Annotated in this window: 19 protein-coding genes; 5 read left to right on the forward strand and 14 right to left on the reverse strand. The window is 61.5% G+C overall.

Annotated elements, in window-relative coordinates; all coding sequences use genetic code 11:
• Window positions 1–53: 53 nt before the first annotated feature.
• The 8 genes from hscA to AC57B6_RS13690 form a co-directional block, all read right to left on the reverse strand.
• A complete protein-coding gene (gene hscA, locus AC57B6_RS13655) occupies window positions 54–1,925 on the reverse strand; it encodes a Fe-S protein assembly chaperone HscA (RefSeq protein WP_028199496.1) in 1,872 nt (623 codons plus the stop codon).
• Between the two features lie 139 nt (window positions 1,926–2,064).
• Window positions 2,065–2,592 carry a Fe-S protein assembly co-chaperone HscB gene (gene hscB, locus AC57B6_RS13660; protein ID WP_028199495.1) on the reverse strand — a complete coding sequence of 176 codons (528 nt, stop codon included), beginning with the start codon at window positions 2,590–2,592 and terminating at the stop codon, window positions 2,065–2,067.
• Window positions 2,593–2,706: 114 nt separating this feature from the next.
• Window positions 2,707–3,030: an iron-sulfur cluster assembly protein IscA gene (iscA, locus tag AC57B6_RS13665; protein WP_028199494.1), complete on the reverse strand. Its 324-nt coding sequence runs from the start codon at window positions 3,028–3,030 to the stop codon at window positions 2,707–2,709.
• A 137-nt stretch (window positions 3,031–3,167) separates the two neighbouring features.
• Window positions 3,168–3,581, reverse strand: coding sequence for a Fe-S cluster assembly scaffold IscU (gene iscU, locus AC57B6_RS13670; RefSeq protein ID WP_028199493.1), 414 nt, complete (start codon window positions 3,579–3,581; stop codon window positions 3,168–3,170).
• Window positions 3,582–3,653: 72 nt separating this feature from the next.
• Entirely contained in the window at window positions 3,654–4,877 is a 1,224-nt protein-coding gene (locus AC57B6_RS13675) for an IscS subfamily cysteine desulfurase (protein WP_028199492.1), read from the reverse strand.
• A 73-nt stretch (window positions 4,878–4,950) separates the two neighbouring features.
• Window positions 4,951–5,481, reverse strand: a complete 531-nt coding sequence (iscR, locus tag AC57B6_RS13680) for a Fe-S cluster assembly transcriptional regulator IscR (protein ID WP_028199491.1) — start codon at window positions 5,479–5,481, stop codon at window positions 4,951–4,953.
• Between the two features lie 140 nt (window positions 5,482–5,621).
• The gene (locus AC57B6_RS13685; RefSeq protein ID WP_028199490.1) at window positions 5,622–6,119 is read right to left on the reverse strand and encodes a low molecular weight protein-tyrosine-phosphatase; all 498 of its coding nucleotides are present in this window, start codon (window positions 6,117–6,119) and stop codon (window positions 5,622–5,624) included.
• 112 nt (window positions 6,120–6,231) lie between these two features.
• Window positions 6,232–6,471, reverse strand: coding sequence for a hypothetical protein (locus tag AC57B6_RS13690; protein ID WP_028199489.1), 240 nt, complete (start codon window positions 6,469–6,471; stop codon window positions 6,232–6,234).
• Window positions 6,472–6,739: 268 nt separating this feature from the next.
• Between AC57B6_RS13690 and AC57B6_RS13695 the strand changes: the two genes are divergently transcribed.
• A complete protein-coding gene (locus AC57B6_RS13695; RefSeq protein WP_081833214.1) occupies window positions 6,740–7,318 on the forward strand; it encodes a hypothetical protein in 579 nt (192 codons plus the stop codon).
• 54 nt (window positions 7,319–7,372) lie between these two features.
• Here the strand turns inward: AC57B6_RS13695 and AC57B6_RS13700 are convergent, their stop codons facing one another.
• Window positions 7,373–8,788: a lactate utilization protein B gene (locus AC57B6_RS13700; RefSeq protein WP_496421523.1), complete on the reverse strand. Its 1,416-nt coding sequence runs from the start codon at window positions 8,786–8,788 to the stop codon at window positions 7,373–7,375.
• Between the two features lie 94 nt (window positions 8,789–8,882).
• The gene (locus tag AC57B6_RS13705; RefSeq protein ID WP_496421524.1) at window positions 8,883–9,605 is read right to left on the reverse strand and encodes a (Fe-S)-binding protein; all 723 of its coding nucleotides are present in this window, start codon (window positions 9,603–9,605) and stop codon (window positions 8,883–8,885) included.
• Between the two features lie 179 nt (window positions 9,606–9,784).
• On the opposite strand from AC57B6_RS13705, the gene AC57B6_RS13710 reads away from it, so the two are divergent.
• Window positions 9,785–10,585 (forward strand): IclR family transcriptional regulator, encoded by an 801-nt coding sequence (locus AC57B6_RS13710; protein WP_028199486.1) that lies wholly within the window; start codon window positions 9,785–9,787, stop codon window positions 10,583–10,585.
• A gap of 106 nt (window positions 10,586–10,691) precedes the next feature.
• Here AC57B6_RS13710 and pbpG read toward each other — a convergent pair whose 3' ends face one another.
• A complete protein-coding gene (gene pbpG, locus AC57B6_RS13715) occupies window positions 10,692–11,885 on the reverse strand; it encodes a D-alanyl-D-alanine endopeptidase (protein WP_144192270.1) in 1,194 nt (397 codons plus the stop codon).
• 804 nt (window positions 11,886–12,689) lie between these two features.
• On the opposite strand from pbpG, the gene AC57B6_RS13720 reads away from it, so the two are divergent.
• Entirely contained in the window at window positions 12,690–13,262 is a 573-nt protein-coding gene (locus AC57B6_RS13720) for a phasin family protein (RefSeq protein ID WP_028199484.1), read from the forward strand.
• A 329-nt stretch (window positions 13,263–13,591) separates the two neighbouring features.
• Here the strand turns inward: AC57B6_RS13720 and lpdA are convergent, their stop codons facing one another.
• The 3 genes from lpdA to aceE form a co-directional block, all read right to left on the reverse strand.
• Window positions 13,592–15,379 carry a dihydrolipoyl dehydrogenase gene (gene lpdA, locus AC57B6_RS13725; protein WP_496421525.1) on the reverse strand — a complete coding sequence of 596 codons (1,788 nt, stop codon included), beginning with the start codon at window positions 15,377–15,379 and terminating at the stop codon, window positions 13,592–13,594.
• Between the two features lie 262 nt (window positions 15,380–15,641).
• Complete coding sequence (aceF, locus tag AC57B6_RS13730; RefSeq protein WP_496421526.1) at window positions 15,642–17,279, reverse strand: dihydrolipoyllysine-residue acetyltransferase; 1,638 nt, start codon at window positions 17,277–17,279, stop codon at window positions 15,642–15,644.
• A gap of 86 nt (window positions 17,280–17,365) precedes the next feature.
• Window positions 17,366–20,062: a pyruvate dehydrogenase (acetyl-transferring), homodimeric type gene (aceE, locus tag AC57B6_RS13735; protein WP_028199481.1), complete on the reverse strand. Its 2,697-nt coding sequence runs from the start codon at window positions 20,060–20,062 to the stop codon at window positions 17,366–17,368.
• 275 nt (window positions 20,063–20,337) lie between these two features.
• Between aceE and fixL the strand changes: the two genes are divergently transcribed.
• Window positions 20,338–22,854, forward strand: coding sequence for an oxygen sensor histidine kinase FixL (gene fixL / locus AC57B6_RS13740; RefSeq protein WP_035520180.1), 2,517 nt, complete (start codon window positions 20,338–20,340; stop codon window positions 22,852–22,854).
• Window positions 22,851–23,495 carry an oxygen response regulator transcription factor FixJ gene (gene fixJ, locus AC57B6_RS13745; RefSeq protein ID WP_028199479.1) on the forward strand — a complete coding sequence of 215 codons (645 nt, stop codon included), beginning with the start codon at window positions 22,851–22,853 and terminating at the stop codon, window positions 23,493–23,495. The genes fixL and fixJ overlap by 4 nt, the downstream gene beginning before the upstream one ends.
• Window positions 23,496–23,843: the final 348 nt, after the last annotated feature.

Below are 23,843 nucleotides of genomic sequence, written 5' to 3' on the forward strand. Positions count from 1 at the left end.
GCGCGGTTCATTGCCGGCGGGCCGCGCATCGCGCGACACACGCCGCAAGGCGCTCAGATCTCGTCGAGCTTGCGGCCGGCCAGCGCGCGGCGAATGCCCTTGTTCATGCGGCGGGCAGCGAATTCGTCGGTGCCTTCGGCGAGCGTTTTTGTCGCGGTTTCGATCGCGTCGGCGTCGTCGCTTTCAGCGATGTTGCGCAACGCGGTGAGCAGCGCGTCGAGTTCGGCGCGTTCGCTGTCGTCGAGCAATTCGGCGTCGGCGGCGAGCGCCGCGTCGGTTGCTTCCACCAGACGGCGCGCTTCGACTTGCGCTTCACGCAAGGCGCGCGCGCGCATGTCGACTTCAGCGGTCGAAAAGCTTTCCTCGAGCATCCTCGCGACGTCGTCGTCGGCCAGACCGTAGGACGGCTTGACCACCACGGACGCTTCCACGCCGGAGCCCTGCTCGCGCGCGAATACCGACAGCAAACCGTCCGCGTCGACCTGATACGTGACGCGAATCCGCGCCGCGCCGGCCGCCATCGGCGGAATGCCGCGCAGCTCGAAACGCGCGAGCGAACGGCAATCGCTGACGAGCTCGCGCTCGCCTTGCACGACATGGATCGCCATCGCCGTCTGGCCGTCCTTGAAGGTCGTGAAATCCTGCGCGCGGGCGACCGGAATGGTCGAATTGCGCGGGATGATTTTCTCCGTCAAACCGCCCATGGTTTCGACGCCGAGCGACAGCGGAATCACGTCGAGCAACAGCCAGTCGTCGCCATCGGCGCCGCGATTGCCCGCGAGCAGATCGGCCTGGATCGCCGCGCCGAGCGCGACGACCTGATCCGGGTCCAGATTGACGAGCGGCGGCTGGCCGAAGAACGACTCGACCGCGCGGCGAATCACCGGCATGCGCGTCGCACCGCCCACCAGCACCACGCCCTTGACCTCTTGGGTCGTCACCTTGGCATCGCGCAGCGCTTTCTTCGTGGGTCCCAGCGTGCGTTGAACCAGCGCCTGAGTAATCGCCTCGAAAGTGGCCTCGTCGACCGTCAGATCGATCTGGGTGCCGTTCGAGAGCGTGGCCTGTACCTTTGCATCCGGCGCATCCGACAAAGCCTCCTTGGTCACGCGTACTGTGTCGAGCAACAGGCGGACGTCTTCAGGCGCGAGCGTTTGCGGCGCAATGCCCGCCTGTTCCAGCACGTGGCGATACAGGGCGTGGTCGAAATCGTCGCCGCCGAGCGCGGAATCGCCGCCCGCCGCGAGCACTTCGAAGACACCCTTGGTGAGCTTCAGGATCGACAGATCGAAGGTGCCGCCGCCGAGGTCGTAGACCGCGTAGAGGCCTTCGGAGCCGTTATCGAGGCCGTAGGCGATCGCGGCCGCGGTCGGCTCGTTCAACAGACGCAGCACGTTCAGGCCGGCCAGACGCGCGGCATCTTTGGTCGCCTGGCGCTGAGCTTCGTCGAAATACGCGGGCACGGTGATCACCGCGCCGACCAGTTCGTCGCCCAGCGTGTCTTCGGCACGCTGGCGCAGCGTCGCGAGAATTTCCGCCGACACTTCGACCGGGCTCTTCACGCCGTCGACGGTGCGGATCTGCACCATGCCGGGCGCGTCGACGAAATCGTAGGGCGCATTTTCGGCGCCCTCCACTTCCGCCTTGCCGCGGCCCATGAAGCGCTTGACCGACACGATCGTGTTGCGCGGATCGGTGGCGGCTTCAGCCTTGGCCTTGCGGCCGATACGGCGGCCGCCCTTTTCCAGGTAACGCACCACCGAGGGCAGCAGTACGTGGCCGTCTTCGTCGGGCAGCACGTCGGGCACGCCGCTGCGCACGGCGGCGACGAGGGAATTGGTGGTGCCGAGATCGATGCCGACCGCGAGGCGCCGCTGATGGGGCGCCGGCGCCATGCCGGGTTCGGAGATTTGCAGTAAGGCCATCTGGATCTTCTCGGAGCTGCTTGGCCCCGTCCTGAATTTTCGCGTTGCTGGATGCGTTGCTTGAAGCGTTGCTTGATGCGTTGCTAAATGCGTTTGCTACGTCTGCTTTGGCTGCGTATTCATGCGCGACGCTGCAGCGCTAATTTTCGAGCCGCTCGATCTGCGTACCGATTTCCGACGCCACCCGCTCGATGAACATCAACTGCCGCACCGCCTCGCCCGCCGCCTGATTCGCACCGCTGTCGAGCAGCGCGCCGAGCTTGTCAAAGCGCATGCGCTCTTCGTCGCGCAGTTCGGTCAGCAACGCATCGAGCGCGTCGACGTTTTTCGCCGCGGCCGCGTCTTCGATACCTTCGCGCCACTCCATCTGCTGCATCAGGAACGCCGGCTCCATCGCCGTGTTGTTCTCCGCGCCGACGTCGATGCCGCGCAGGTGCAGCAGATAGGTCGCGCGCTTCAACGGATCGCGCAGCGTCTGATAGGCCTCGTTGGTGCGCGTCGCCCATTGCATTGCGATCCGCTTCTGGGCGTCGCCGGCCGCCGCGAAGCGGTCCGGATGCACCTGTGCCTGCACCGTGCGGTAGGCGTGATCGAGTGCCGCTGCGTCGAGCGCGAATTGCGCCGGCAGATCGAACAGGTCGAAGTGGCTGTCGTTCAGCGATGCCATCAGATAAAAGGAGTCCGTTCAGGAAAGCGCACCGGAGTGCAGGCTAAACACGCGGATAAAACTAAAAAGGCGGCACGCGCCGCCTTTGATCCGCTGCACGCGGAGTGAACCGATCTACACGCGGAACGATTCGCCGCAGCCGCACTCGTCCTTCACGTTCGGGTTGTTGAACTTGAAGCCTTCGTTCAACCCTTCGCGTGCGAAGTCGAGTTCGGTGCCGTCGATGTAAGCGAGGCTCTTCGGGTCGACAATGATCTTCACGCCGTTGCAGTCGAATACTTCGTCTTCGGGCGCGAGTTCATCCACGTACTCGAGCTTGTAGGCCAAACCCGAGCAACCGGTCGTGCGCACGCCTACGCGCAGCCCGACACCCTTGCCGCGGCGAGTCAGATACTTCTGGACGTGCTGTGCTGCCTTTTCGGTCAACGTAATTGCCATAGCGTTTCTCATTGCGCGGCGCGTGTTCGTCACTCTTGTGACTACTTCCGCGCTGCTACCCTGCCTGCATCAAATATCGCTCATGCCGGGCCGTGCACTGCTAGCCGCACCGCCCGCTTCGATTCACTCCAACACGCTTACGCGTGTTGCTTGTCGCCTTCGACGACCGCTTCGCCGTGACGCTGCTTGTAATCGGCGACCGCTGCCTTGATCGCGTCTTCCGCGAGGATCGAACAGTGGATCTTCACCGGCGGCAGCGCCAGTTCTTCGGCGATCTGCGTGTTCTTGATCGACATGGCCTGATCGAGCGTCTTGCCCTTCACCCATTCGGTGACGAGCGAGCTCGACGCGATTGCCGAACCGCAGCCGTACGTCTTGAACTTCGCGTCTTCGATGATGCCGTCCGCACCCACGCGGATCTGCAGCTTCATCACGTCGCCGCATGCCGGCGCGCCGACCATGCCGGTACCGACCGCATCGTCGTCCTTCGCGAAGGAACCGACGTTGCGCGGGTTTTCGTAGTGGTCCAGAACCTTGTCGCTATAAGCCATGATTACACTCCTTGATCCGTTTCAACCTGCAAATTGCAATTCGATAAATTCGACGTTGTCCAAACTGGCGCGTCAGTGCGCTGCCCATTGGATCGTCGAAATATCGATCCCGTCCTTGTGCATTTCCCACAGCGGCGACAAATCGCGCAGCTTCGAAATCTTGGTCTTCAGCAGGTTAATCACGTAATCGACGTCCTGCTCGGTCGTGAAGCGGCCCACCGTGAAACGGATCGAGCTATGCGCAAGCTCGTCGTTGCGGCCGAGTGCGCGCAGCACGTACGACGGCTCCAGCGAAGCCGACGTGCAAGCCGAACCCGACGACACCGCCACGTCCTTCACCGCCATGATCAGCGATTCGCCTTCGACGAAATTGAAGCTGATGTTCAGGTTGTGCGGGACACGCTTTTCCATGTCGCCGTTCACATACGTTTCTTCCATCTCCGACAGGCCGCGCAGCAGACGGTCGCGCAGCATGCGGATACGCTCGTTTTCCGTCGCCATTTCTTCACGTGCGATACGGAACGCTTCGCCCATGCCGACGATCTGGTGCGTAGCCAGCGTGCCCGAACGCATGCCGCGCTCGTGACCGCCGCCGTGCATTTGCGCTTCGATGCGGATACGCGGCTTGCGACGCACGTACAGCGCGCCGATGCCCTTCGGACCATACGTCTTGTGCGCCGAGAACGACATCAGGTCGACCTTCAGCTTTTGCAGATCGATCTCGATCTTGCCGGTGGCTTGCGCCGCGTCGACGTGGAAAACAATGCCCTTTTCACGGGTAATCTCGCCGATTGCCTCGATGTCCTGGATCACGCCGATCTCGTTGTTGACCGACATGACCGACACCAGAATCGTATCCGGGCGCAGCGCGGCCTTGAACTTCTCGAGGTCGATCAGACCGTCTTCCTTGACATCCAGATACGTAACTTCGAAGCCTTCGCGCTCGAGTTCGCGGCAGGTATCGAGCACGGCCTTGTGCTCGGTCTTCACCGTGATGATGTGCTTGCCCTTGCTCTTGTAGAAGTGCGCCGCACCCTTGATCGCGAGGTTGTCCGACTCCGTTGCGCCCGAGGTCCAGATAATTTCGCGCGGGTCGGCATTCACCAGTGCGGCGACGTTCTCGCGCGCTTCCTCGACCGCACGTTCCGCGTCCCACCCATATTGGTGGCTGCGCGACGCGGGGTTGCCGAACTGCTCGCGCAGGTACGGAATCATCTTGTCCACCACGCGCGGATCGATCGGCGTCGTCGCGCTGTAGTCCATGTAAATGGGCAGGTGGAGAGTGTCGTTATTCATCAATTGCTCCGGGGACGTCATTGCTCTGGCTTCTGGGTTTCTGATCAGGCTGCGGTGTGCTTAGCTGCCGCGCCTAGGAACCGGCCATGTTGAAAACTGAATTAGGCCCTTTCGGCACGACGCGAGCAGGTTCGACCGCCGGCGCCTCATTGCGGCGATCACGCAACACCGCCGGCGCACCTTCGCGCGAACGCTGCTGATCGACCAGATCTTTCAGGGAAACCGAATCCAGGTACTCGACCATTTTCTGGTTCAGCGTCGACCACAATTCGTGCGTCATGCAATGGCCGTCGTGCTGCTTGGTACCCTCGCACGAGCCCTTGCCGCCGCACTGGGTGGCATCGAGCGGCTCATCGACAGCGATGATGATGTCGGCGACGGTCACGTCTTCAGCGCGGCGGGCCAGATTGTAGCCGCCGCCGGGTCCGCGCACGGATTCGACGATTTCGTGACGACGCAGCTTGCCAAACAGCTGCTCGAGATAAGACAGGGAGATATGTTGGCGCTGGCTGATACCCGCAAGCGTCACCGGGCCCTGCTCCTGGCGCAGTGCCAGGTCAATCATCGCCGTGACGGCGAAACGGCCTTTCGTGGTGAGTCTCATATGGTGTGGGAACCGCAATTCTCGACAAGTTTGGTCAAGTATAAATACATGAGTGAATTAGTCAAGTATCCCTATCGCAAATTGGGTCATTTGCTTAATTGCTGGATTGCGCAGCCGACGCTTGCCGGCCACCAGCAGACTTATGCAATCAGTTGGGGCCGCAACGCTGCGATCAACCCACGGCAGGCCGCTTCGCATTGATCCAGCACCTGCTCGAAGCCCTCGGCGCCACCGAAATAGGGGTCGGCCACTTCTCGCGCGCCGGACCAGCGGCCGTCCGCTTCAGGCACGAACTCCATCAGCAGGCGGATTTTGTCGCGCTGCTGCGCCGGACAAACCTGGCGCAGCGCGGCGACGTTTTTGTCATCCATCGCGATCAGCAGATCGAAGCGCTCGAAGTCGGCTGCCGCAATCTGACGCCCGCGCAACGCAGCAAGCTGATAACCGCGCCGGCCGGCGGCGGCTTGCGCGCGCTCGTCCGGCGGCTGGCCGATGTGCCAGTCACCCGTGCCGGCGGAATCGATCAGAATCTGCTCCGCAAGCTTCGCCTCCTCGACCAAACGGCGCATCACGCCTTCCGCGGTTGGCGAACGGCAAATGTTCCCCAGGCAGACAAAGCAGATGGACACGGTTTTCATCAGAGGCTTTCGGACGCTGAACGCCCGCGGATCGACGGTTAAGAAACGGTGGCGCGATTATACAAAGCCGCGCCGAATCGCGCCGGAAGGCGGCCGCCTGGTTACTTGAGACTTAAGACGCTTCAGCTAGCGGCATTGCCGTGACGGCGCGCATGGGTTTGGCCGGCAGCGTCGCCGTGCTGTCGACCATGCCGTACGAGACGGCACGAGCCAGTTCCGCGGTCAGTTGATCGGCCGCGAGCGGCGCTTGCGACGAACGCATAGCCTCATTGCCGCAAATGTGCAGATAGGCTGCCGCAGCAAGCGGCACAACGATGGCGAGGGGCCAGTACACCGATATTATCTTTTTCATGATGTTTGTTTCTCCGATTGGGGCTCGTACGCTCGTGACGCACTATGCCCAGTCGAAATGCTATAGGAATTCACAATCGGGAAAAACCCATAGGGACGAGATACAGCGTTGCGCTGGATGGAACAGTCCGTTGACCGGCTTGCCGTGCACAACGTTGACGTACGTCGTGGCGTAAAAGAGAAGTCCTTACAAACGCATACAAAGCTAGTGCGACGGTTGGCGATAATAGCTGTCTTACGGAAATGAAAACTTCGCACTGGTCGTCCAAATGAAACCTATTGCTCCACTCGCAGGTCTGGCCGTCGCTGCCGCATTGCTAGGCGGCTGTGCCGTCTATCCTGACGGCACAGCCATGAACGGCAACGGCTATGGCGGCGGCTACAACGACTATGGCAGTTACGACGGCTACGCCACGGGTGTGCCGGTTGTGCCGCAAACCAGTGTCTACATGGGCTACGGCAATTACTCAGGGCCGGGTTACTACGACGGACCGGGCCGCTATTACGGACCGGGGCCAGGACCCGGATATCGGGGCTACCCGGGTTATCCGGATCGGGGCCGGCCGAATAACGGCAACTATGGAAACAGCGGAAATCGCGGCGATAACGGCGGCTGGCATGGTCAGCCAAATGGCGCCGGTCCACGCGGGGGGCCGCCGCCTCAAGGCGCCGTGGGTGGTCCGAGAGGACCGAGCGGGTCGAATGCGCCACGCCCCGGCGCAGGCAGTCCGCCGTCGCCTCCACCCCAGCAGGCAGGTAACGGAGGTAATGGCGGCGGGCGCGGCAACGGCGGCAATGCCTCGGCTAGAGGTTCTTACGGCCGCCAGCCCGGCATGTCGGACCACTGACCCGGCAACGCGGCGGGCAGGCGTTGGCGCAATCCAGCCGCACGCCTTGCCCGCTCAGCCAATATGGCTGCGTTGTGCGGCGTAAAGTTCTCTGAAGGTACGGCCAACCGGCGCCGGCATGTCGCGCGTATTGGTCCAACCCGCACCACCCAACGGCAGTTTGGCGATCGAACGATTCCGGCCGCCCATTTGTTCCAGCACACGAACCGCCAGCCTGGTGAGAAGCGCATAAGCATCCGGGTGCAGCGCGAGGAAACCCCACACGGCAAACCCTAGCCGCTCGCGCCACGGTCGCAGCCGGCGCTCGACCTGCTTCTCGCGCAGCTTGCGCAGCAAATCGGACAAGGGAATGCCCACCGGACATACGCTGTTGCATTCACCGCACAACGTTGCCGCCTGAGGCAGATCCAGCGCCTTGTCGATCCCGACGTAGCTCGGCGTCAACACCGAGCCCATCGGCCCCGGATAAACCCAACCGTAGGCATGACCACCCACCTTCTGATACACCGGGCAGTGGTTCATGCAAGCGCCGCAGCGGATACAGCGGAGCATGTCCTGGAAATCGCCGCCGATCAGCCCCGTGCGGCCTCCGTCGACCAGCACCACGTACATATGCTCGGGACCGTCCTGATCGCCCGCGCCACGCGGCCCAGTCAGCAATGAAAAATAATTCGAGCTTGCCTGGCCGGTGGCCGAACGCGGCAAGAGGCGCATCGCCGTCGCCAGATCTTCCAGCGTTGGCAACACTTTCTCGATGCCGGTCACGGCCACATGCACGCGCGGCATCACTGTGCACATGCCTTCGTTGCCCTCGTTCGTGACCAGCACAACCGAACCCGTCTCGGCCACTACGAAGTTGCCACCTGTTACGCCCATATCCGCGCTCATGAAGTGCGGGCGCAGCATCTCGCGCGCTTCGCGGGTCATGTCCGTGATCTCGGTCAGGCGCGGCCGGTCGTGCGTTTTCGCGAAAAGATCGGCGATCTCGTCCTTATCTTTATGGACGACCGGCGCAATGATGTGGCTGGGCGGCTCGTTGTCGTTGATCTGCAGAATGTATTCGCCCAGATCGGTTTCGATCGACTGCACGCCCATCTGCCCCAACACCTCGTTCAGGCGCATTTCCTCGGTGACCATCGACTTGGTCTTGATCACCTTCTTCACCTCGTGCCGGCGCGCAATATCGCCGACGAGGCGCGCGGCCTCCTGCGTCGTCTCGGCGAACAACACCGTTACGCCGCGCCGGGCCGCTTCGCGTTCGAAGGTCTCGAGCCAGACATCGAGATTTTCCAGCGCGCGATTGCGGCGCTCCTTGAGCGCGGCACGGGTGGCGGAAAAATCGATCGCGGTCATGGACGCGGCGCGCGCCGACACGAACTTGGTCGACAGCTTGCTGAGGTTCTGCTGCAAACGCTGGTCGGCGAGTTTTTGGCCCGCGCGGGCCTTGAAATGCATCGATTGGACTTGCATGGCAGCCTTGAGCGAATTCGACTGGGGTGCGCGAATGACGCGCCTGAAATGGCGTGTCTCGAATCAAGCGCGTACTGGGGCGCCGCGACGCTTCTTACGCGTCGCCCGCCAGCACCTGGGCGATGTGCAGCACGCGGGTGGTGGTGTCGCCCGTGCGCCGCAGGCGGCCTTCAATATTGAGCATGCAGCCGAGGTCGCCGAGCACCACCGTGCCGGCGCCGCTCGCACCGATATTCGCGCATTTCTCGTCGACGATCGCGGTCGAGATGTCGCCGTACTTGATTGCGAAGGTGCCACCAAAGCCGCAACAGTGCTCGCAATCCTTCATTTCGGTCACCGCCACGCCCACCTGCGCCAGCAACGCGCGCGGCTGCGCCTTGACGCCGAGTTCGCGCAGCCCCGAACAGGAATCGTGATAAGTCACATGACCCGAGAACTCGCCAGGCTGCAATTGCACCCTGGCCACATTGACGAGGAAATCGGTCAGCTCTAACACCTTGGCCCGCAAGCGGCCAAAGCGGTTCATCAGTTCTGGATCGCTCGCGAACAGGTCGCCGTAGTGCGCACGGATCATGCCGCCGCAGGAACCGGAGGGCACCACGATGTAGTCGAATTGTTCGAACTCGCGCATGGTCTTCTCGGCCAGATCGCGTGCGATGCGCCGCTCACCCGAGTTGTATGCAGGCTGCCCACAGCAGGTTTGCGCAGGCGGCACCATCACCTCGAAACCGGCGCCTTCGATCAGCTTGATGACCGAAAAACCGATCTCCGGACGCATCAGGTCAATCAGGCAGGTGACGAACAATCCGACTCGCATGAGCCCTCCTTCGGGAAAACGTCCCTGATTATCCGCTGTTTAGCGCACAATACCAACGGCCGGAAGGCATAGGACGAATGCCACGTTAAATTGGAATAGCGCTTCCAACCGCTTTCCTTCTTTTCACAATACGGGATACAATCAATTTCCGCTGTTTGACGCGTCAACCGATTCCTCCCATGAGCGATACGAACCCGGATCCCAAAACGTCGATCCAGGTGATCGAACGCATGATGCGCTTGCTCGATGCTCTTGCTGCGCATAGCGACCCGGTCAGCCTGAAAGAACTTGCCATCCGCACGGAGCTGCATCCGTCCACCGCGCACCGCATCCTGAACGACATGGTGATGTGCCGGCTGGTCGACCGGTCGGACCCCGGCACCTACCGCCTCGGCATGCGCCTGCTCGAACTGGGCAACCTGGTGAAGGCGCGGCTCTCGGTACGCGACGCGGCGCTCACGCCGATGCGCGAACTGCACCGCCAAACCGGGCAGACGGTGAACCTGTCGGTGCGCCAGGGCGACGAAATCGTCTATATAGAACGGGCCTACTCCGAGCGCTCCGGCATGCAGGTGGTACGGGCGATCGGCGGTCGCGCGCCGCTGCATCTGACCTCGGTGGGCAAGCTGTTCCTCGCTGCGGACGAATCGACCCGCGTGCGGGCTTATGCCACGCGTACCGGCCTGTCCGGCCATACGCAGAACAGCATCACCGATCTGACCAAACTCGAACGCGAACTGTCGCACGTGCGTCAACAGGCGTGTGCGCGCGATAACGAAGAACTGGAGCTGGGCGTGCGCTGTATCGCAGCGGGGATTTACGACGATACCGGCAAGCTGGTTGCCGGCCTGTCGCTGTCCGCCCCGGCGGATCGCTTACAGGATTCGTGGCTGGCACAACTCAGCCAGACGGCGTTGCTGATTTCCGCGTCGCTCGGTTATCGCCCGCAGATACAGCAGGAGCGTCCACAGCACGCATAAGCGTGCGGTTGTGGCGCTCCTGCGGTTCAATAAAAAAGCCTCGCGTTTGCGAGGCTTTTTTTCTGGCCGATTCGAAAACCGGCTGCCAGAAGATGCAAGCGCGGCTTCAGGTACCCGCACCGCCGGCATCCGCACTGGTGATGCGCGGCTGATCGCCACCGTTGTCGAGCCACGTGCGCAGACGCGTTGCGTCCGCAAAGCGCGAATACTTACCCGACGAGTCGAGCAACACCATGATCATCGGACGGCCGTGAATGGTCGCCTGCATCACCAGGCACTCGCCCGCTTCGTTGATGAAACCGGTCTTTTGCAGGCCGATGTCCCACGTCGGGTTGCGCACCAATGCATTGGTGCTGTTGTACGCCAGCGAACGCTTGCCCGTGTAGACCTCGTAGCTATGATCGGTCGAGAACTTGCGGATCAGCGGATATTGATACGCCGCGTTGACCATCTTCACGAGGTCGCGTGCGCTCGACACGTTCTGGCTCGTCAAACCCGTGGGGTTCTCGAAGTGCGTGTCGGTCATGCCGAGTTGCTTGGCCTTCGCATTCATTGCCGCGAGGAAGGCCGGACGGCCGCCCGGGAAATAACGCGACAGCGCAGCGGCCGCGCGGTTTTCCGAAGCCATCAGCGCGATGTGCAGCATGTCTTCACGCGAGAGTACCGAACCCACTGACAGACGCGAGCCGGTGTTCTTCTCGTAGTCGCGGTCTTCGTCGGTGACTTCGATCTGATCGGTCATCGGCTCTTTCGAATCGAGCACCACCATCGCGGTCATCAGCTTGGTGATCGACGCGATCGGCACCACAGCGCGCGAATTCTTGTCGAACAGCGACTCGCCGCTATTCTGGTCCACCACGTAGGCAACGCTTGAGCGCAGCATCAGCGCGTCCGGCGTTTCGTGCAGACCGAAAGCCTGGCCGACGGTAGGCGGACGCGGTTCGTACGCGACGCGGCGCACCACTGAATGGTGGCGGCCGTTCGACGTGTACGTCACGCGCTTGCGCTTGACACTCGCGCGCGGAGCATCGTCGCCCGCGGCGGCCACGGTCTTCGCGGCAGCGCCGTTCACGGCCTTCTTGCCTGACACCTTGCTGGCAGTGGCCGCGGCAGGCTTTTTGGCTGCTTTCGCGTGTTTGGAAGTTTTCGCCTTGGTGGCGGGTGTAGCGGGCGTGGCGGCAAAAGTGCTGACGGGCGTGGCGAACGCCGCCGCGATGACCATGGAGGCGGCCACCGACAGAGCGGTGCTACGGGCCGCGCCGTGGATCACTTTTAGCGACGAAAACATGTCGGTTTTCATGGGTGTTCGGTAGGGAGCGGCAAGAGGTTTCCGCAAGTGTAGTAAAACAACGAAAAATTAGCAATTTGAAGCACTTATACGCGCTCCTTAAACCGGCTTGTAAGGTCCGATCACAAAAACACAAATAAGTGCCGCGTCTCGATCGAAAAAAACGATCGTCAACGCGTCGCGCCTCGCCTTTGCCGCCAGACGCTGGAATCGAGACGATCCTTTCAGCATAACGGCAATTTCGAGACAACCTTGATCAGGGGAAATACGGTCCGAGCGCCAGCGTACACAGCTTTGCCGGCGCCACGTGCCGGCACAGTGTGCCGGTCCACCGGACATCGCAGGAGCCTCGCTGACGGCTGTTAAACGCCTGCTGCAGACCGCCAACGCGCATTCGACCAGCATAGAGCATTAACGTTCCGTGACACTTTCCGGTTTACATCGAGATGGTCGGTTGATGGATTTTTTGTCAAACGCCCGCGTTGCGTTCTCGCCAATGCAGCGCGTCATCAAGGGTCAAAAACTCTCCTGGAATCGGTAACAAATGCGGATTCTTCCCGCACCAGCATGGTGCGGCGGACAAATCAACCCGCACCATATGAATGTCATGCCTACTGCATAACGCATTGTTTTATCAGCAATTTATTAACATTGTGCAACGCACAAAAAACGCTTGACATTCGTTGCGACCATCCTAAAATGGGAACCATTGCTGCGATGCACAATACATCGTAGTCCGGGGAGACGATCTTAAAGCGTCTTGCCACTAACCCAATGCGGTCCGCACAGACAGGCCGCGACCCAGGAGCGTAAACCATGACTCTGCTGACCCCTGAGCAATTTGCTGCAGCCCAGAAAGCCAACTTTGAAACGTTGTTCGGCCTGACGACCAAAGCATTCGAAGGCGTCGAGAAGCTGGTTGAACTGAACCTGCAAGTCGTGAAATCGACGCTCGCAGAAAGCCAGGAAAATGCCCAACGCGCGCTGTCGGTGAAAGACGCGCAGGAACTGCTGGCACTGCAGGCAAGCCTTGCACAGCCGGTGGCTGAAAAGGCGCTGTCGTACGGCCGTCACGTGTATGAGATCGTTTCGGCAACGCAAGGTGAATTCACCCGCGTCGCGGAAGCTCAATTCGAAGAGCAAAACCGCAAGGTCCAGTCGCTCGTCGAAAACGTTGCGAAGAATGCACCGGCCGGTTCGGAAACCGCTGTCGCCGTGATCAAGTCGGCTATCACCGCCGCCAACACCACGTACGAAACGGTCCACAAGGCAACCAAGCAAGCTGTCGAAATCGCCGAAAGCAACTTCAATGCAGCCGCAACGGCCGCATCGAAGGCAGCATCGCAAGCCGCTGCGCAAGCATCGCGCTCGGCAAAGAAGGCAGTCTAAGTTTCACGCATCACTTCCAGGCATCACATTGCGCCGGCTCAGCCTCAGGGTTGAGCCGGCGTTACCGCAAGCAACAGCGTCGTGCCGTTGCCGCTCACACGGTTTTATCTGGCCGAACGCTCCGATACGTTGAATGACGTATCGTTTGCCCGGCGCCAAGCCGGGATTTTTTTGCCCGTTGTCTGAGATGCACGACGCATGTTTCATGCGTCGCTTCACGGCAAACGCTGCTTGCTGCAAAAGAAAACGGCGCGCCCCGCAAAGGGCGCGCCGTTTTCTTTTGCCTCCGCCTTATCGGGTCCGCCCGCATGCAGACGGACCCCATAGCATTACTTCTTTTTCTGCGGCGGCAGGTCGGTACAAACACCTTCGTACAACTCGGCGGCCATGCCGATCGATTCGCCAAGTGTCGGATGCGGATGAATCGTCTTGCCGATATCCGTTGCGTCCGCACCCATTTCGACTGCCAGACAGACTTCGCTGATCAGATCGCCGGCATTCAGACCGACAATACCGCCGCCGATCACGCGATGCGTCTCTTCGTCGAACAGCAGCTTGGTGAAGCCTTCATCGCGACCGTTGGCGATTGCGCGGCCCGAAGCGGCCCACGGGAACACCGCCTTGCCGTACTTGATGCCCGCGGCTTTCAACTGGTCTTCCGTCTTGCCGGCCCATGCGACTTCCGGATCGGTGTAGGCCACCGACGGAATCTGCAGCGCGTCGAAGTAGGCCTTTTCGCCATGAGCGGCTTCAGCGGCGACGTGACCTTCATGCACGGCTTTGTGCGCGAGCATCGGCTGGCCGACGATATCGCCGATCGCGAAGATGTGCGGCACATTGGTGCGCATCTGCTTGTCGACGTCGATAAAGCCGCGATCCGTGACCGCCACACCCGCCTTGTCCGCACCGATCTTCTTGCCATTCGGCGTACGGCCGACGGCAACCAGCACGAGGTCGTAGCGCTGCGCTTCGGCCGGGGCCTTTTCGCCTTCGAACGACACGTAGATGCCGTCGTCTTTCGCTTCTGCTCCGGTGGTCTTGGTCTTCAGCATGACGTTCGCAAAACGCTTGCTGTTGTACTTTTCCCAGACCTTGACCAGATCCCGATCCGCGCCGGCCATCAGACCGTCGAGCATTTCGACCACGTCGATCTGCGCGCCGAGCGTCGCGTACACCGTCGCCATTTCGAGACCGATAATGCCGCCGCCGATCACCAGCATGCGCTGCGGAATCTGACGCAGTTCGAGCGCGCCGGTCGAATCGACCACACGCGGATCTTCCGGAATGAACGGCAGCTTCACCGCTTCGGAGCCCGCGGCGATGATCGCCTGCTTGAACTTGACGACCTTCTTGCCGCCTTCGGTCTGCACTTCCATGTGATACGGATCGACGAACGAACCGGTGCCCGTCACGACTTCGACCTTGCGCATCTTGGCCATGCCGGCGAGACCGCCGGTGAGCTTCTTGACGACGCCCGACTTGAAGTCGCGCAGCTTGTCGAGATCGATTTGCGGCTTGCCGAACGTGATGCCATGCGAGCCGAGCGCTTCGGTTTCGTCGATCACGAGCGCCGTGTGCAGCAGCGCCTTCGACGGAATACAGCCGACATTCAGACAGACGCCGCCGAGCGTTGAATAACGTTCGACGAGCACGGTCTTCATGCCGAGGTCGGCCGAGCGGAACGCGGCCGAGTAACCGCCGGGTCCCGAACCGAGCACGAGCATGTCGCACTCGATATCCGCGCTGCCGGAGAAGCTACCGGCTTGCGGCGCGGGCGCGGGCGCGGGCGCGGCAGCCTTCGGCGCAGCGGCAGGCGCCGGTGCAGGCGCTGCTGCCGGAGCGGGCGCTTTCTGCGGCGCCTTAGCCGCGCCCGCATCTGCCGACGTTTCGACGAGCGCGATGATCGTGCCTTGCGAGACTTTGTCGCCGGCTTTGACGCGTACTTCCTTGACTGTACCGGCGGTATCGCTCGGCACTTCGATGGAGGCCTTATCGGACTCGAGCGTCATCAGCGCCTGTTCGTTCTCGATGACATCGCCCGGTTTGATATTGACTTCGATGACATCGACGTCCTTGAAGTCACCGATATCCGGCACTTTTACTTCGACGAGACTCATAGTGTCCCCTTCTCGTATTGATCGTAATGAAGCGAAGAACCAGCAACATGCAGCCCAAAAGCTGGCGGCGCGGCGAACAGAAACATCCTTTGCTGTCCGCCCAAGGACGCGCCTTTCTTTTGCTTACTTTTCTTTGGAAGACAAAGAAAAGTAAGTGCCGCCCCGCACAGGGGCGACGCTAATAGACCACTAAGAAAGCAGGTTCTACAGAGAGACGCGGATAACCAACAAAAACCAACCCAGCGCCCCGCGCACCATCAGATCAAAGAATCACACGCCGAAAATCGGCAAGAATCGCACCCAGATACGCATTGAACCGCGCCGCCGCAGCACCATCGATCACGCGATGGTCATACGACAACGACAGCGGCAGAATCAGACGCGGCACAAACTGCTTGCCATCCCAAACCGGCTTCATCGCGCCACGCGACAAACCGAGAATGGCGACTTCAGGCGCATTGATAATCGGCGTGAAGTTAGTCCCGCCAATCCCACCCAGCGAAGAAATCGAGAAGCAGCCACCTTGCATCTGATCCGGCTTCAGCTTGCCATCACGCGCGGCCTTCGAAAGCTCGGTCATTTCCTTCGCGATATCGATCAAACCCTTCTTGTCCGCATCGCGAATCACCGGAACGACCAGACCGTTCGGCGTATCGGCGGCAAAGCCGATATGGAAGTACTGCTTGAACACCAGGTTGTCGCCGTCGAGGCTGGCATTGAACGTCGGGAACTGCTTCAGGGCGGCAACCACTGCCTTGATCACGAACGCCAGCATCGTGACTTTCACGCCGGCCTTTTCGTTTTCCTTGTTCAACTGCACGCGCAGCGCTTCGAGATCGGTGATGTCCGCTTCATCGTTGTTCGTGACGTGCGGAATCATCACCCAGTTGCGATGCAGATTCGCGCCCGAGATCTTCTTGATGCGCGACAGCGGCTTTGCATCGACCGGGCCGAACTTGGTGAAGTCGACCTTCGGCCACGGCAGCAGATTCAGTTCGCCACCGCCCGCGGCAGCCGGCGCAGCGCCAGCAGGTGCGGCACGCTGACCGGTCATCACGCCCTTAATGAAGGCGGTCACGTCGGCTTGCGTAATGCGGCCCTTCGGACCGGTGCCCTGCACTTGCACCACGTCGACGCCGAGTTCGCGCGCGAACTTGCGCACGGACGGTGAAGCGTGGCTCGCCTTGCGCGCACCGCCCTCGCCCGCCTGGATCACCGGCGCTTGCGCCAGTGCGGACGGTTGAGCGGGTGCCGGCGACGGAGCAGCCGGCGCGTCCGACGGCTTTTCGGCCGTCTGCTTCGGCGCGGGCGCCGGAGCCGGCGCGGCAGCGCCACCTTCGGCTTCCACCACGACGATGACCGAGCCTTCCGACACGGTATCGCCGATCTTGACCTTCACTTCCTTGACGACGCCGGCGGCCGAGCTCGGCACGTCCATGGTCGCCTTGTCGGATTCCAGCGTCACCAGTGACTGCTCTTTCTCGACACGATCGCCGACCTTCACCGCGACTTCGATCACGGGGATGTCTTTGTAGTCGCCGATATCCGGCACTTTGACTTCCTGCAGACCGCCGCCGCTGGCAGCGGGTGCCGGCGCAGGCGCGGATGCCTGAGCAGCAGCGGGGGCCGCTGCGGGAGCCGGTGCCGGCGCAGCAGCGCCCGCTCCATCCAGCACGACGATCAGCGAACCTTCCGACACGTTGTCGCCAACCTTGACCTTCACTTCCTTGACGATGCCGGCAGCCGAGCTCGGCACGTCCATGGTCGCCTTGTCGGATTCCAGCGTAACGAGCGATTGCTCTTTCTCGACGGTATCACCCGCCTTCACCAGCACCTCGATCACAGGAATGTCCTTGTAATCGCCGATGTCCGGCACCTTGATTTCGATCGCTTGACTCATTGTTAGTGTCTCCTGGGCCGCGCACGCCACCCGCCCCTGGCGATCAAGGGCAGGCGCGCACGCCACGGCACACGGGGAATGATGCCTTAGACGGTCATCGGGTTGGGTTTGGCGGGATCAAGGTTGTACTTCTTGAGCGCCTCGGCGACCACCTTGCGTTCGATCGTGCCTTCGTCTGCCAGTGCATTCAACGCGGCAACCGTGACCCAGTAGCGATCGACTTCGAAGAAGTGGCGCAGCTTCTCACGCGTGTCCGAACGGCCGTAGCCATCCGTGCCCAGCACGACGAATTTCTGCGGCACGAACGCGCGGATCTGCTCGGTCAGCGCGCGCACATAGTCGGTCGAAGCGATGACCGGACCCTGTGCGTCCTTCAGCAGCTTCTCGACGTGCGAGACCTTCTTCTCTTCCGTCGGGTGCAGCAGGTTCCAGCGCTGCACTTCGTGGCCTTCGCGCGCGAGTTCGGTGAAACTCGGCACGCTCCACAGGTCGGCCGCGACGCCCCAGTCGTTCTTCAGAAGATCCGCAGCGGCGATCACTTCGTTGAAGATCGTGCCCGCGCCCATCAGTTGAACGCGCGGCGCCTTCTGATTCGCGTCAGCCTTTCTGAACGAATACATACCCTTGATGATGTCGGCCGCTACAGCGTCGCCCTGCGGAATCGCCGGGTGCTCGTAGTTCTCGTTCATCACCGTGATGTAGTAGTACACGTCTTCCTGGTCGGCAACCATGCGACGCAGACCGTCCTGCATGATGACGGCGAGTTCGTAACCGAACGTCGGGTCGTAGCTGATGCAGTTCGGCACCGATGCCGCCCACAGGAGCGAGTGCCCGTCTTCGTGCTGCAGACCTTCGCCGTTCAGCGTGGTGCGGCCAGCGGTACCGCCCAGCAGGAAGCCGCGCGAACGCATATCGCCCGCCGCCCATGCCAGATCGCCGATACGCTGGAAGCCGAACATCGAATAGAAGATGTAGAACGGGATCATGATCTCGCCGTGCGTCGAGTACGACGTCGCGGCTGCGATCCAGTCACACATGCCACCGGCTTCGTTGATGCCTTCCTGCAGGATCTGACCGGATTCCGATTCGCGATAGAACATCAGCTGATCGGAGTCTTCCGGAATGTACTTCTGGCCGTCCTGATTCCAGATACCGATCTGACGGAACAGGCCTTCCATACCGAAGGTACGCGACTCGTCCGGCACGATCGGCACGATGCGCTTGCCGAGTGCCTTGTCTTTCAGCAGGATGTTCAGGATCCGCACGAACGCCATGGTCGTGGAGATTTCACGGCCTTCGCCCGTGCCCTTCAGCAGCGGCTCGAATGCGTCCAGCGCCGGCACCGGCAGCGACTCGGCCTTCTGGCGACGCGCCGGCAGATAGCCGCCGAGCTCCTGGCGGCGAGCGCGCATGTACTCGAGTTCCTTCGAACCTTCTTCGAACTTGAGGTACGGCACGTTGACGATATCTTCGTCGGAAATCGGCAGGCGGAACTGGTCGCGGAATTTCTTCAGCTGATCCACGTGCAGCTTCTTCTGCTGGTGGGTGATGTTCATCGCCTGACCGGCTTCACCCATGCCGTAGCCCTTGATCGTCTTCGCGAGAATGACGGTCGGCTGGCCCTTGGTGTTGCTCGCCTCGCTGAACGCGGCATAGATCTTGTGCGGATCGTGGCCGCCGCGGTTCAGGTTCCACACGTCTTCGTCGGACCAGTCGGCGACCAGCGCCTTCAGTTCCGGCGTATTGAAGAAGTGTTCGCGAACAAACGCGCCCGATTCCGACTTGTACGTCTGATATTCGCCGTCGACGACTTCCATCATCCGGCGCATCAGCGCGCCCGACTTGTCGCGTTGGAACAGCGCATCCCAGCGGCTGCCCCAGACGACCTTGATGACGTTCCAGCCGGCGCCGCGGAATTCGCTTTCGAGTTCCTGGATGATCTTGCCGTTACCGCGCACCGGGCCATCGAGGCGCTGCAGGTTACAGTTGATCACGAACACCAGGTTGTCGAGACGTTCGCGGCCGGCCATGCCGATTGCGCCGAGCGATTCCGGTTCATCCGTTTCGCCGTCGCCGAGGAACGCCCAGACCTTGCGGCCTTCGGTCTTCGCAATGCCGCGCGCCTGCATGTACTTCATGAAACGCGCCTGGTAGATCGCCATGATCGGGCCGAGGCCCATCGAGACGGTCGGGAATTGCCAGAAATCCGGCATCAGCCACGGATGCGGATACGACGAGATGCCCTCGCCGCCCACTTCCTGACGGAAGTTGTCGAGCTGGTTTTCGCTCAGACGGCCGAGCAGGAACGCGCGCGAGTACACACCCGGCGACGAATGGCCCTGCACGAACACGAGATCGCCGCCATGTTCAGCCGACGGCGCGTGCCAGAAATGGTTATAGCCGACGTCGTACAGCGTGGCGGCCGACGCGAACGAAGCGATGTGGCCGCCGACGTTCGTGTCCTTGCCCGCGCGCAGCACCATGGCAATGGCGTTCCAGCGCGTGTACGAGCGGATGCGGTGTTCAAGGTCCTGGTCGCCGGGAATCGGCGCCTGACGCGACACAGGAATCGTATTGATGTACGGGGTGTTTGCGGAGAACGGCAGATGTTCGCCGTGTACGCGGGCGAATTCGATCTGTTTCTCGATGAGGTAGTGCGCGCGATCGGGGCCCACAGCAGAAATCACGCCATCCAGCGCTTCCAGCCATTCGCCGGTTTCCTGGGGATCGTCGTCTTTTTCAGCGGCGACATATTTCATGACTTCGTCGGGTACAGCGGACATGCTCGTCTCCTGGATATAGAGGAACGCTCTTTGAACAGACGACGCGGACGAAGCACGGCCGCGGCAGCTTCGGCCGATTGTAAAAGGGGTCCCGACGTCCGCGCAACAAAATTTTCGAATTACGAGATCAGATCTCATAATGCGGAAAATTGTTGCGGCGCAACCTGATTTGACTGCCGATCGACGGATACGTCGGCTAGTTTGCGCCGAATAACGGTTCTTTCAGCGCTTTTTTGCGCCATTTGCTAGTGACTTGCTGCGCTACAATGCCACGCATGTTGACCGAACGGCTTTTCGCTCGCTCGGCGCGCACCGCTGGTTCGCCGGCGGATTCGACGCCGTCCTCCCGCTGGCACCACGGACCGTGGTGGTCGAACTCCTATTTGCTCACGCCGCTGCTGTCGATCCTGGTTTTTCTGGTCGTCATGAGCCTGATTCTGTGGAGCCTCAACCGGCGCGAACAGCAGCAGCAGGAAGACACGCTCTACCGCAATGTCGCGTGGGCGCAGCAGCAGATCCGCCTGTCCATGACCGGCGCGCAGGAACAGATTCAGGCCCTCGCCCGCGATCTCGTCGCCGGCCACGCCGATCCGCATTCATTCCAGGTGTCCACTACGGACATCATGCAGGGGCATCCCGAGATCCTCTACATGAACTGGTATACGAGCCAGCAGCAACCGCGCTGGCCCAATACCGCCCTCCCCGTGTTCGGCCAGCGCCTTGCCAAACCGAACGACGCGCAGATGGACGAGGCCGTCAAAGCCGCCTTCGCCGAGGCGCGCAACACGCGCCGCCAGGTGTATTCGCCGCTGATCTACGACGACCTCGGCAATGGCTACATCACGCTGCAGACGCCGGTCTACCGCGACCGCGACTTCCTCGGCACGATTGCCGCCGTGTTCTCGGTGGAAGGCATCCTCAAGCACGACATCCCGCCCGAGTTGTCGGCCAAATACAAAATCTCGATCATCGACGTGAACAACCGCGAGTTGACCACCACGTCGACCCGCCCGCGCCTGCCGCGCGACATGTTCTACGATCTGCCGCTCGACCCGCCGGGCCAGGGCGTCTCGGTACGCGTCTACGCGTTCCCGCAGATGACCAACTTCACCAACAACACGCTGGTATGGCTGGTGGCCGGCCTGTCGTGCTTCGTGCTGTGGAGTCTGTGGAGTTTGTGGAAGCACACGCGGCAACGTTTCGAGGCCCAGCAGGCGCTCTACGCCGAAGCCTTCTTTCGCCGCGCAATGGAAAACTCGGTGCTGATCGGTATGCGCGTGCTCGACATGCACGGCCGTATCACGCACGTGAATCCCGCTTTCTGCCGGATGACCGGCTGGGACGAAAGCGATCTGGTCGGCAAGAACGCGCCGTTCGCCTACTGGCCGCGCGACGCCTACCCCGAGATGCAACGCCAGCTCGATATGACGCTGCGCGGCAAGGCGCCGTCTTCAGGTTTCGAATTGCGGGTGCGCCGCAAGGACGGTTCGTCGTTCCACGCGCGGCTCTACGTGTCGCCGCTGATCGACAGTTCGGGCCGCCAGACCGGCTGGATGTCGTCGATGACCGACATCACCGAGCCCAAGCGCGCGCGCGAGGAACTCGCCGCCGCGCATGAACGCTTCACGACCGTGCTCGAAAGCCTGGACGCCGCCGTCTCCGTGCTGGCCGCCGACGAAGCCGAATTGCTGTTCGCCAACCGCTACTACCGTCATCTGTTCGGCATTCGCCCGGACGGCCATCTCGAACTGGCGGGCGGTGGGTTCGACAGCGCGCAGGCGTCGTCCGATTCGATCGACATGGTGGACACCTACGCGGGCCTGCCTGCCGCGGCCCTGACCGAAAGTACCGCCGATGCGCAGGAAGTCTATGTGCAAAGCATCCAGAAATGGTTCGAAGTGCGCCGTCAGTACATTCAGTGGGTGGACGGCCACCTCGCGCAGATGCAGATCGCGACCGACATCACCACCCGCAAGCAGGCTCAGGAACTCTCGCGTCAGCAGGACGAGAAGCTGCAGTTCACCAGCCGCCTGATGACGATGGGCGAAATGGCCTCGTCGCTCGCGCACGAACTGAACCAGCCGCTCGCCGCGATCAATAACTATTGCTCGGGAACCGTCGCACTGGTTAAATCCGGTCGAACGACGCCCGACAATCTCCTGCCCGTGCTCGAAAAAACCGCTCAGCAGGCGGTGCGCGCCGGCATGATCATCAAGCGCATTCGCGAGTTCGTGAAACGCAGCGAGCCGAAACGCCAGGCCACGCGCGTGGCCGATATCGTCGCCGACGCGGTGGGTCTCGCGGAACTCGAAGCGCGCAAGCGCAAGATTCGCATCGTGACCGATCTGCGCTCGCGCTTGCCGGTGATCTACGTCGACCCGGTGCTGATCGAGCAGGTACTGGTGAACCTGCTGAAGAACGGCGTGGAAGCCATGCACGATGCACGCCCGAATGCGGTCGACCCCGTGATTCGCGTGGTCGTGCGGCTCGACAGCGGATTTGTCTGCATCAGCGTTGTGGATCAGGGCCCGGGGGTCGACGAGGCAACCGCCGAGCGTCTGTTTGAACCGTTTTACAGCACCAAGTCCGACGGTATGGGCATGGGGCTGAACATTTGCCGTTCGATTATCGAATCGCACCGCGGTCGTCTGTGGGTGGTGAACAACGTCGAGTCTGACGGCCACATCACGGGCGCCACGTTCCATTGCAGTCTGCCTATTGGAGAGCCTGACGGCCCGAGCAACGGCGGGTCAGAGGCGCCGACACCACAAACCGTTACGGGAGAGCTATGAACAGCCCAGTCACCACACAGGAAACAGTCTTTGTCGTCGACGACGACGAGGCCGTGCGAGATTCGCTGCGCTGGCTGCTGGAGGCGAACGGCTACCGCGTGCAATGCTTCTCCAGCGCCGAGCAGTTCATCGACGCGTGGCAGCCGCATACGCATCCGGGCCAGATCGCGTGTCTGATTCTCGACGTGCGGATGTCCGGCATGAGCGGGCTCGAGTTGCAGGAACGCCTGATCGCCGACAACTCCGTGCTGCCGATCATCTTCGTGACGGGTCACGGCGACGTGCCGATGGCCGTGTCGACGATGAAAAAAGGCGCGATGGACTTCATCGAAAAACCGTTCGACGAAGCGGAACTGCGCAAGCTGGTCGAGCGCATGCTCGACAAGGCACGCAGCGAAAGCACCAGCGTGCAGCAACAGCGCGCCGCCGCCGAACGTCTCGGCAAGCTGACCGCGCGTGAACACCAGGTGCTCGAGCGCATCATCGCCGGCCGTCTGAACAAGCAGATCGCCGACGACCTCGGCATCAGCATCAAGACGGTTGAAGCGCATCGCGCGAACATCATGGAAAAGCTCAACGTCAACACGGTCGCCGATCTGCTGCGTCTCGCGCTGTCGAACAAGCCGCAACCGGCGCAATAAATATAACAAGCGCGATAACGACTGCGGCCCACTCCGCGGATCGCGATTGAGTTTCAACGGCCGGACTGGCGACACGTCCGGCCCGTCCACTTCCTCGCACGCCCCCGCTTTCTTCCCCGGCTCTCTCTTCGCTTTTTGATCGAGCGCAATGACGATAAGCCGCATAGCTCGGCGCGTCAGTATCTATTCAGCATTACTGCGTATTAGTCAGCGTCCGCTTACGTCAAACGTCATCAACTTCTTTCCTCCGACACGATTGACAAGCACGGCTGTGTCCCCTAATTTACACAGAACTCCTTAGCAGGAATCGCTGATGCCCGATGAGCACAGGACAGATGCACTGCAGTT

This window comes from Paraburkholderia sp. BGA-UO-ETr-F12 (assembly GCF_059567945.1).

Excerpts from the sequence above, each read along its gene's own strand:
- hscA (WP_028199496.1), bottom strand. The coding sequence starts at position 1,925 with ATGGCCTTACTGCAAATCTCCGAACCCGGCATGGCGCCGGCGCCCCAT.
- hscB (WP_028199495.1), bottom strand. The coding sequence starts at position 2,592 with ATGGCATCGCTGAACGACAGCCACTTCGACCTGTTCGATCTGCCGGCG.
- iscA (WP_028199494.1), bottom strand. The coding sequence starts at position 3,030 with ATGGCAATTACGTTGACCGAAAAGGCAGCACAGCACGTCCAGAAGTAT.
- iscU (WP_028199493.1), bottom strand. The coding sequence starts at position 3,581 with ATGGCTTATAGCGACAAGGTTCTGGACCACTACGAAAACCCGCGCAAC.
- AC57B6_RS13675 (WP_028199492.1), bottom strand. The coding sequence starts at position 4,877 with ATGAATAACGACACTCTCCACCTGCCCATTTACATGGACTACAGCGCG.
- iscR (WP_028199491.1), bottom strand. The coding sequence starts at position 5,481 with ATGAGACTCACCACGAAAGGCCGTTTCGCCGTCACGGCGATGATTGAC.
- AC57B6_RS13685 (WP_028199490.1), bottom strand. The coding sequence starts at position 6,119 with ATGAAAACCGTGTCCATCTGCTTTGTCTGCCTGGGGAACATTTGCCGT.
- AC57B6_RS13690 (WP_028199489.1), bottom strand. The coding sequence starts at position 6,471 with ATGAAAAAGATAATATCGGTGTACTGGCCCCTCGCCATCGTTGTGCCG.
- AC57B6_RS13695 (WP_081833214.1), top strand. The coding sequence starts at position 6,740 with ATGAAACCTATTGCTCCACTCGCAGGTCTGGCCGTCGCTGCCGCATTG.
- AC57B6_RS13700 (WP_496421523.1), bottom strand. The coding sequence starts at position 8,788 with ATGCAAGTCCAATCGATGCATTTCAAGGCCCGCGCGGGCCAAAAACTC.
- AC57B6_RS13705 (WP_496421524.1), bottom strand. The coding sequence starts at position 9,605 with ATGCGAGTCGGATTGTTCGTCACCTGCCTGATTGACCTGATGCGTCCG.
- AC57B6_RS13710 (WP_028199486.1), top strand. The coding sequence starts at position 9,785 with ATGAGCGATACGAACCCGGATCCCAAAACGTCGATCCAGGTGATCGAA.
- pbpG (WP_144192270.1), bottom strand. The coding sequence starts at position 11,885 with ATGAAAACCGACATGTTTTCGTCGCTAAAAGTGATCCACGGCGCGGCC.
- AC57B6_RS13720 (WP_028199484.1), top strand. The coding sequence starts at position 12,690 with ATGACTCTGCTGACCCCTGAGCAATTTGCTGCAGCCCAGAAAGCCAAC.
- lpdA (WP_496421525.1), bottom strand. The coding sequence starts at position 15,379 with ATGAGTCTCGTCGAAGTAAAAGTGCCGGATATCGGTGACTTCAAGGAC.
- aceF (WP_496421526.1), bottom strand. The coding sequence starts at position 17,279 with ATGAGTCAAGCGATCGAAATCAAGGTGCCGGACATCGGCGATTACAAG.
- aceE (WP_028199481.1), bottom strand. The coding sequence starts at position 20,062 with ATGTCCGCTGTACCCGACGAAGTCATGAAATATGTCGCCGCTGAAAAA.
- fixL (WP_035520180.1), top strand. The coding sequence starts at position 20,338 with ATGTTGACCGAACGGCTTTTCGCTCGCTCGGCGCGCACCGCTGGTTCG.
- fixJ (WP_028199479.1), top strand. The coding sequence starts at position 22,851 with ATGAACAGCCCAGTCACCACACAGGAAACAGTCTTTGTCGTCGACGAC.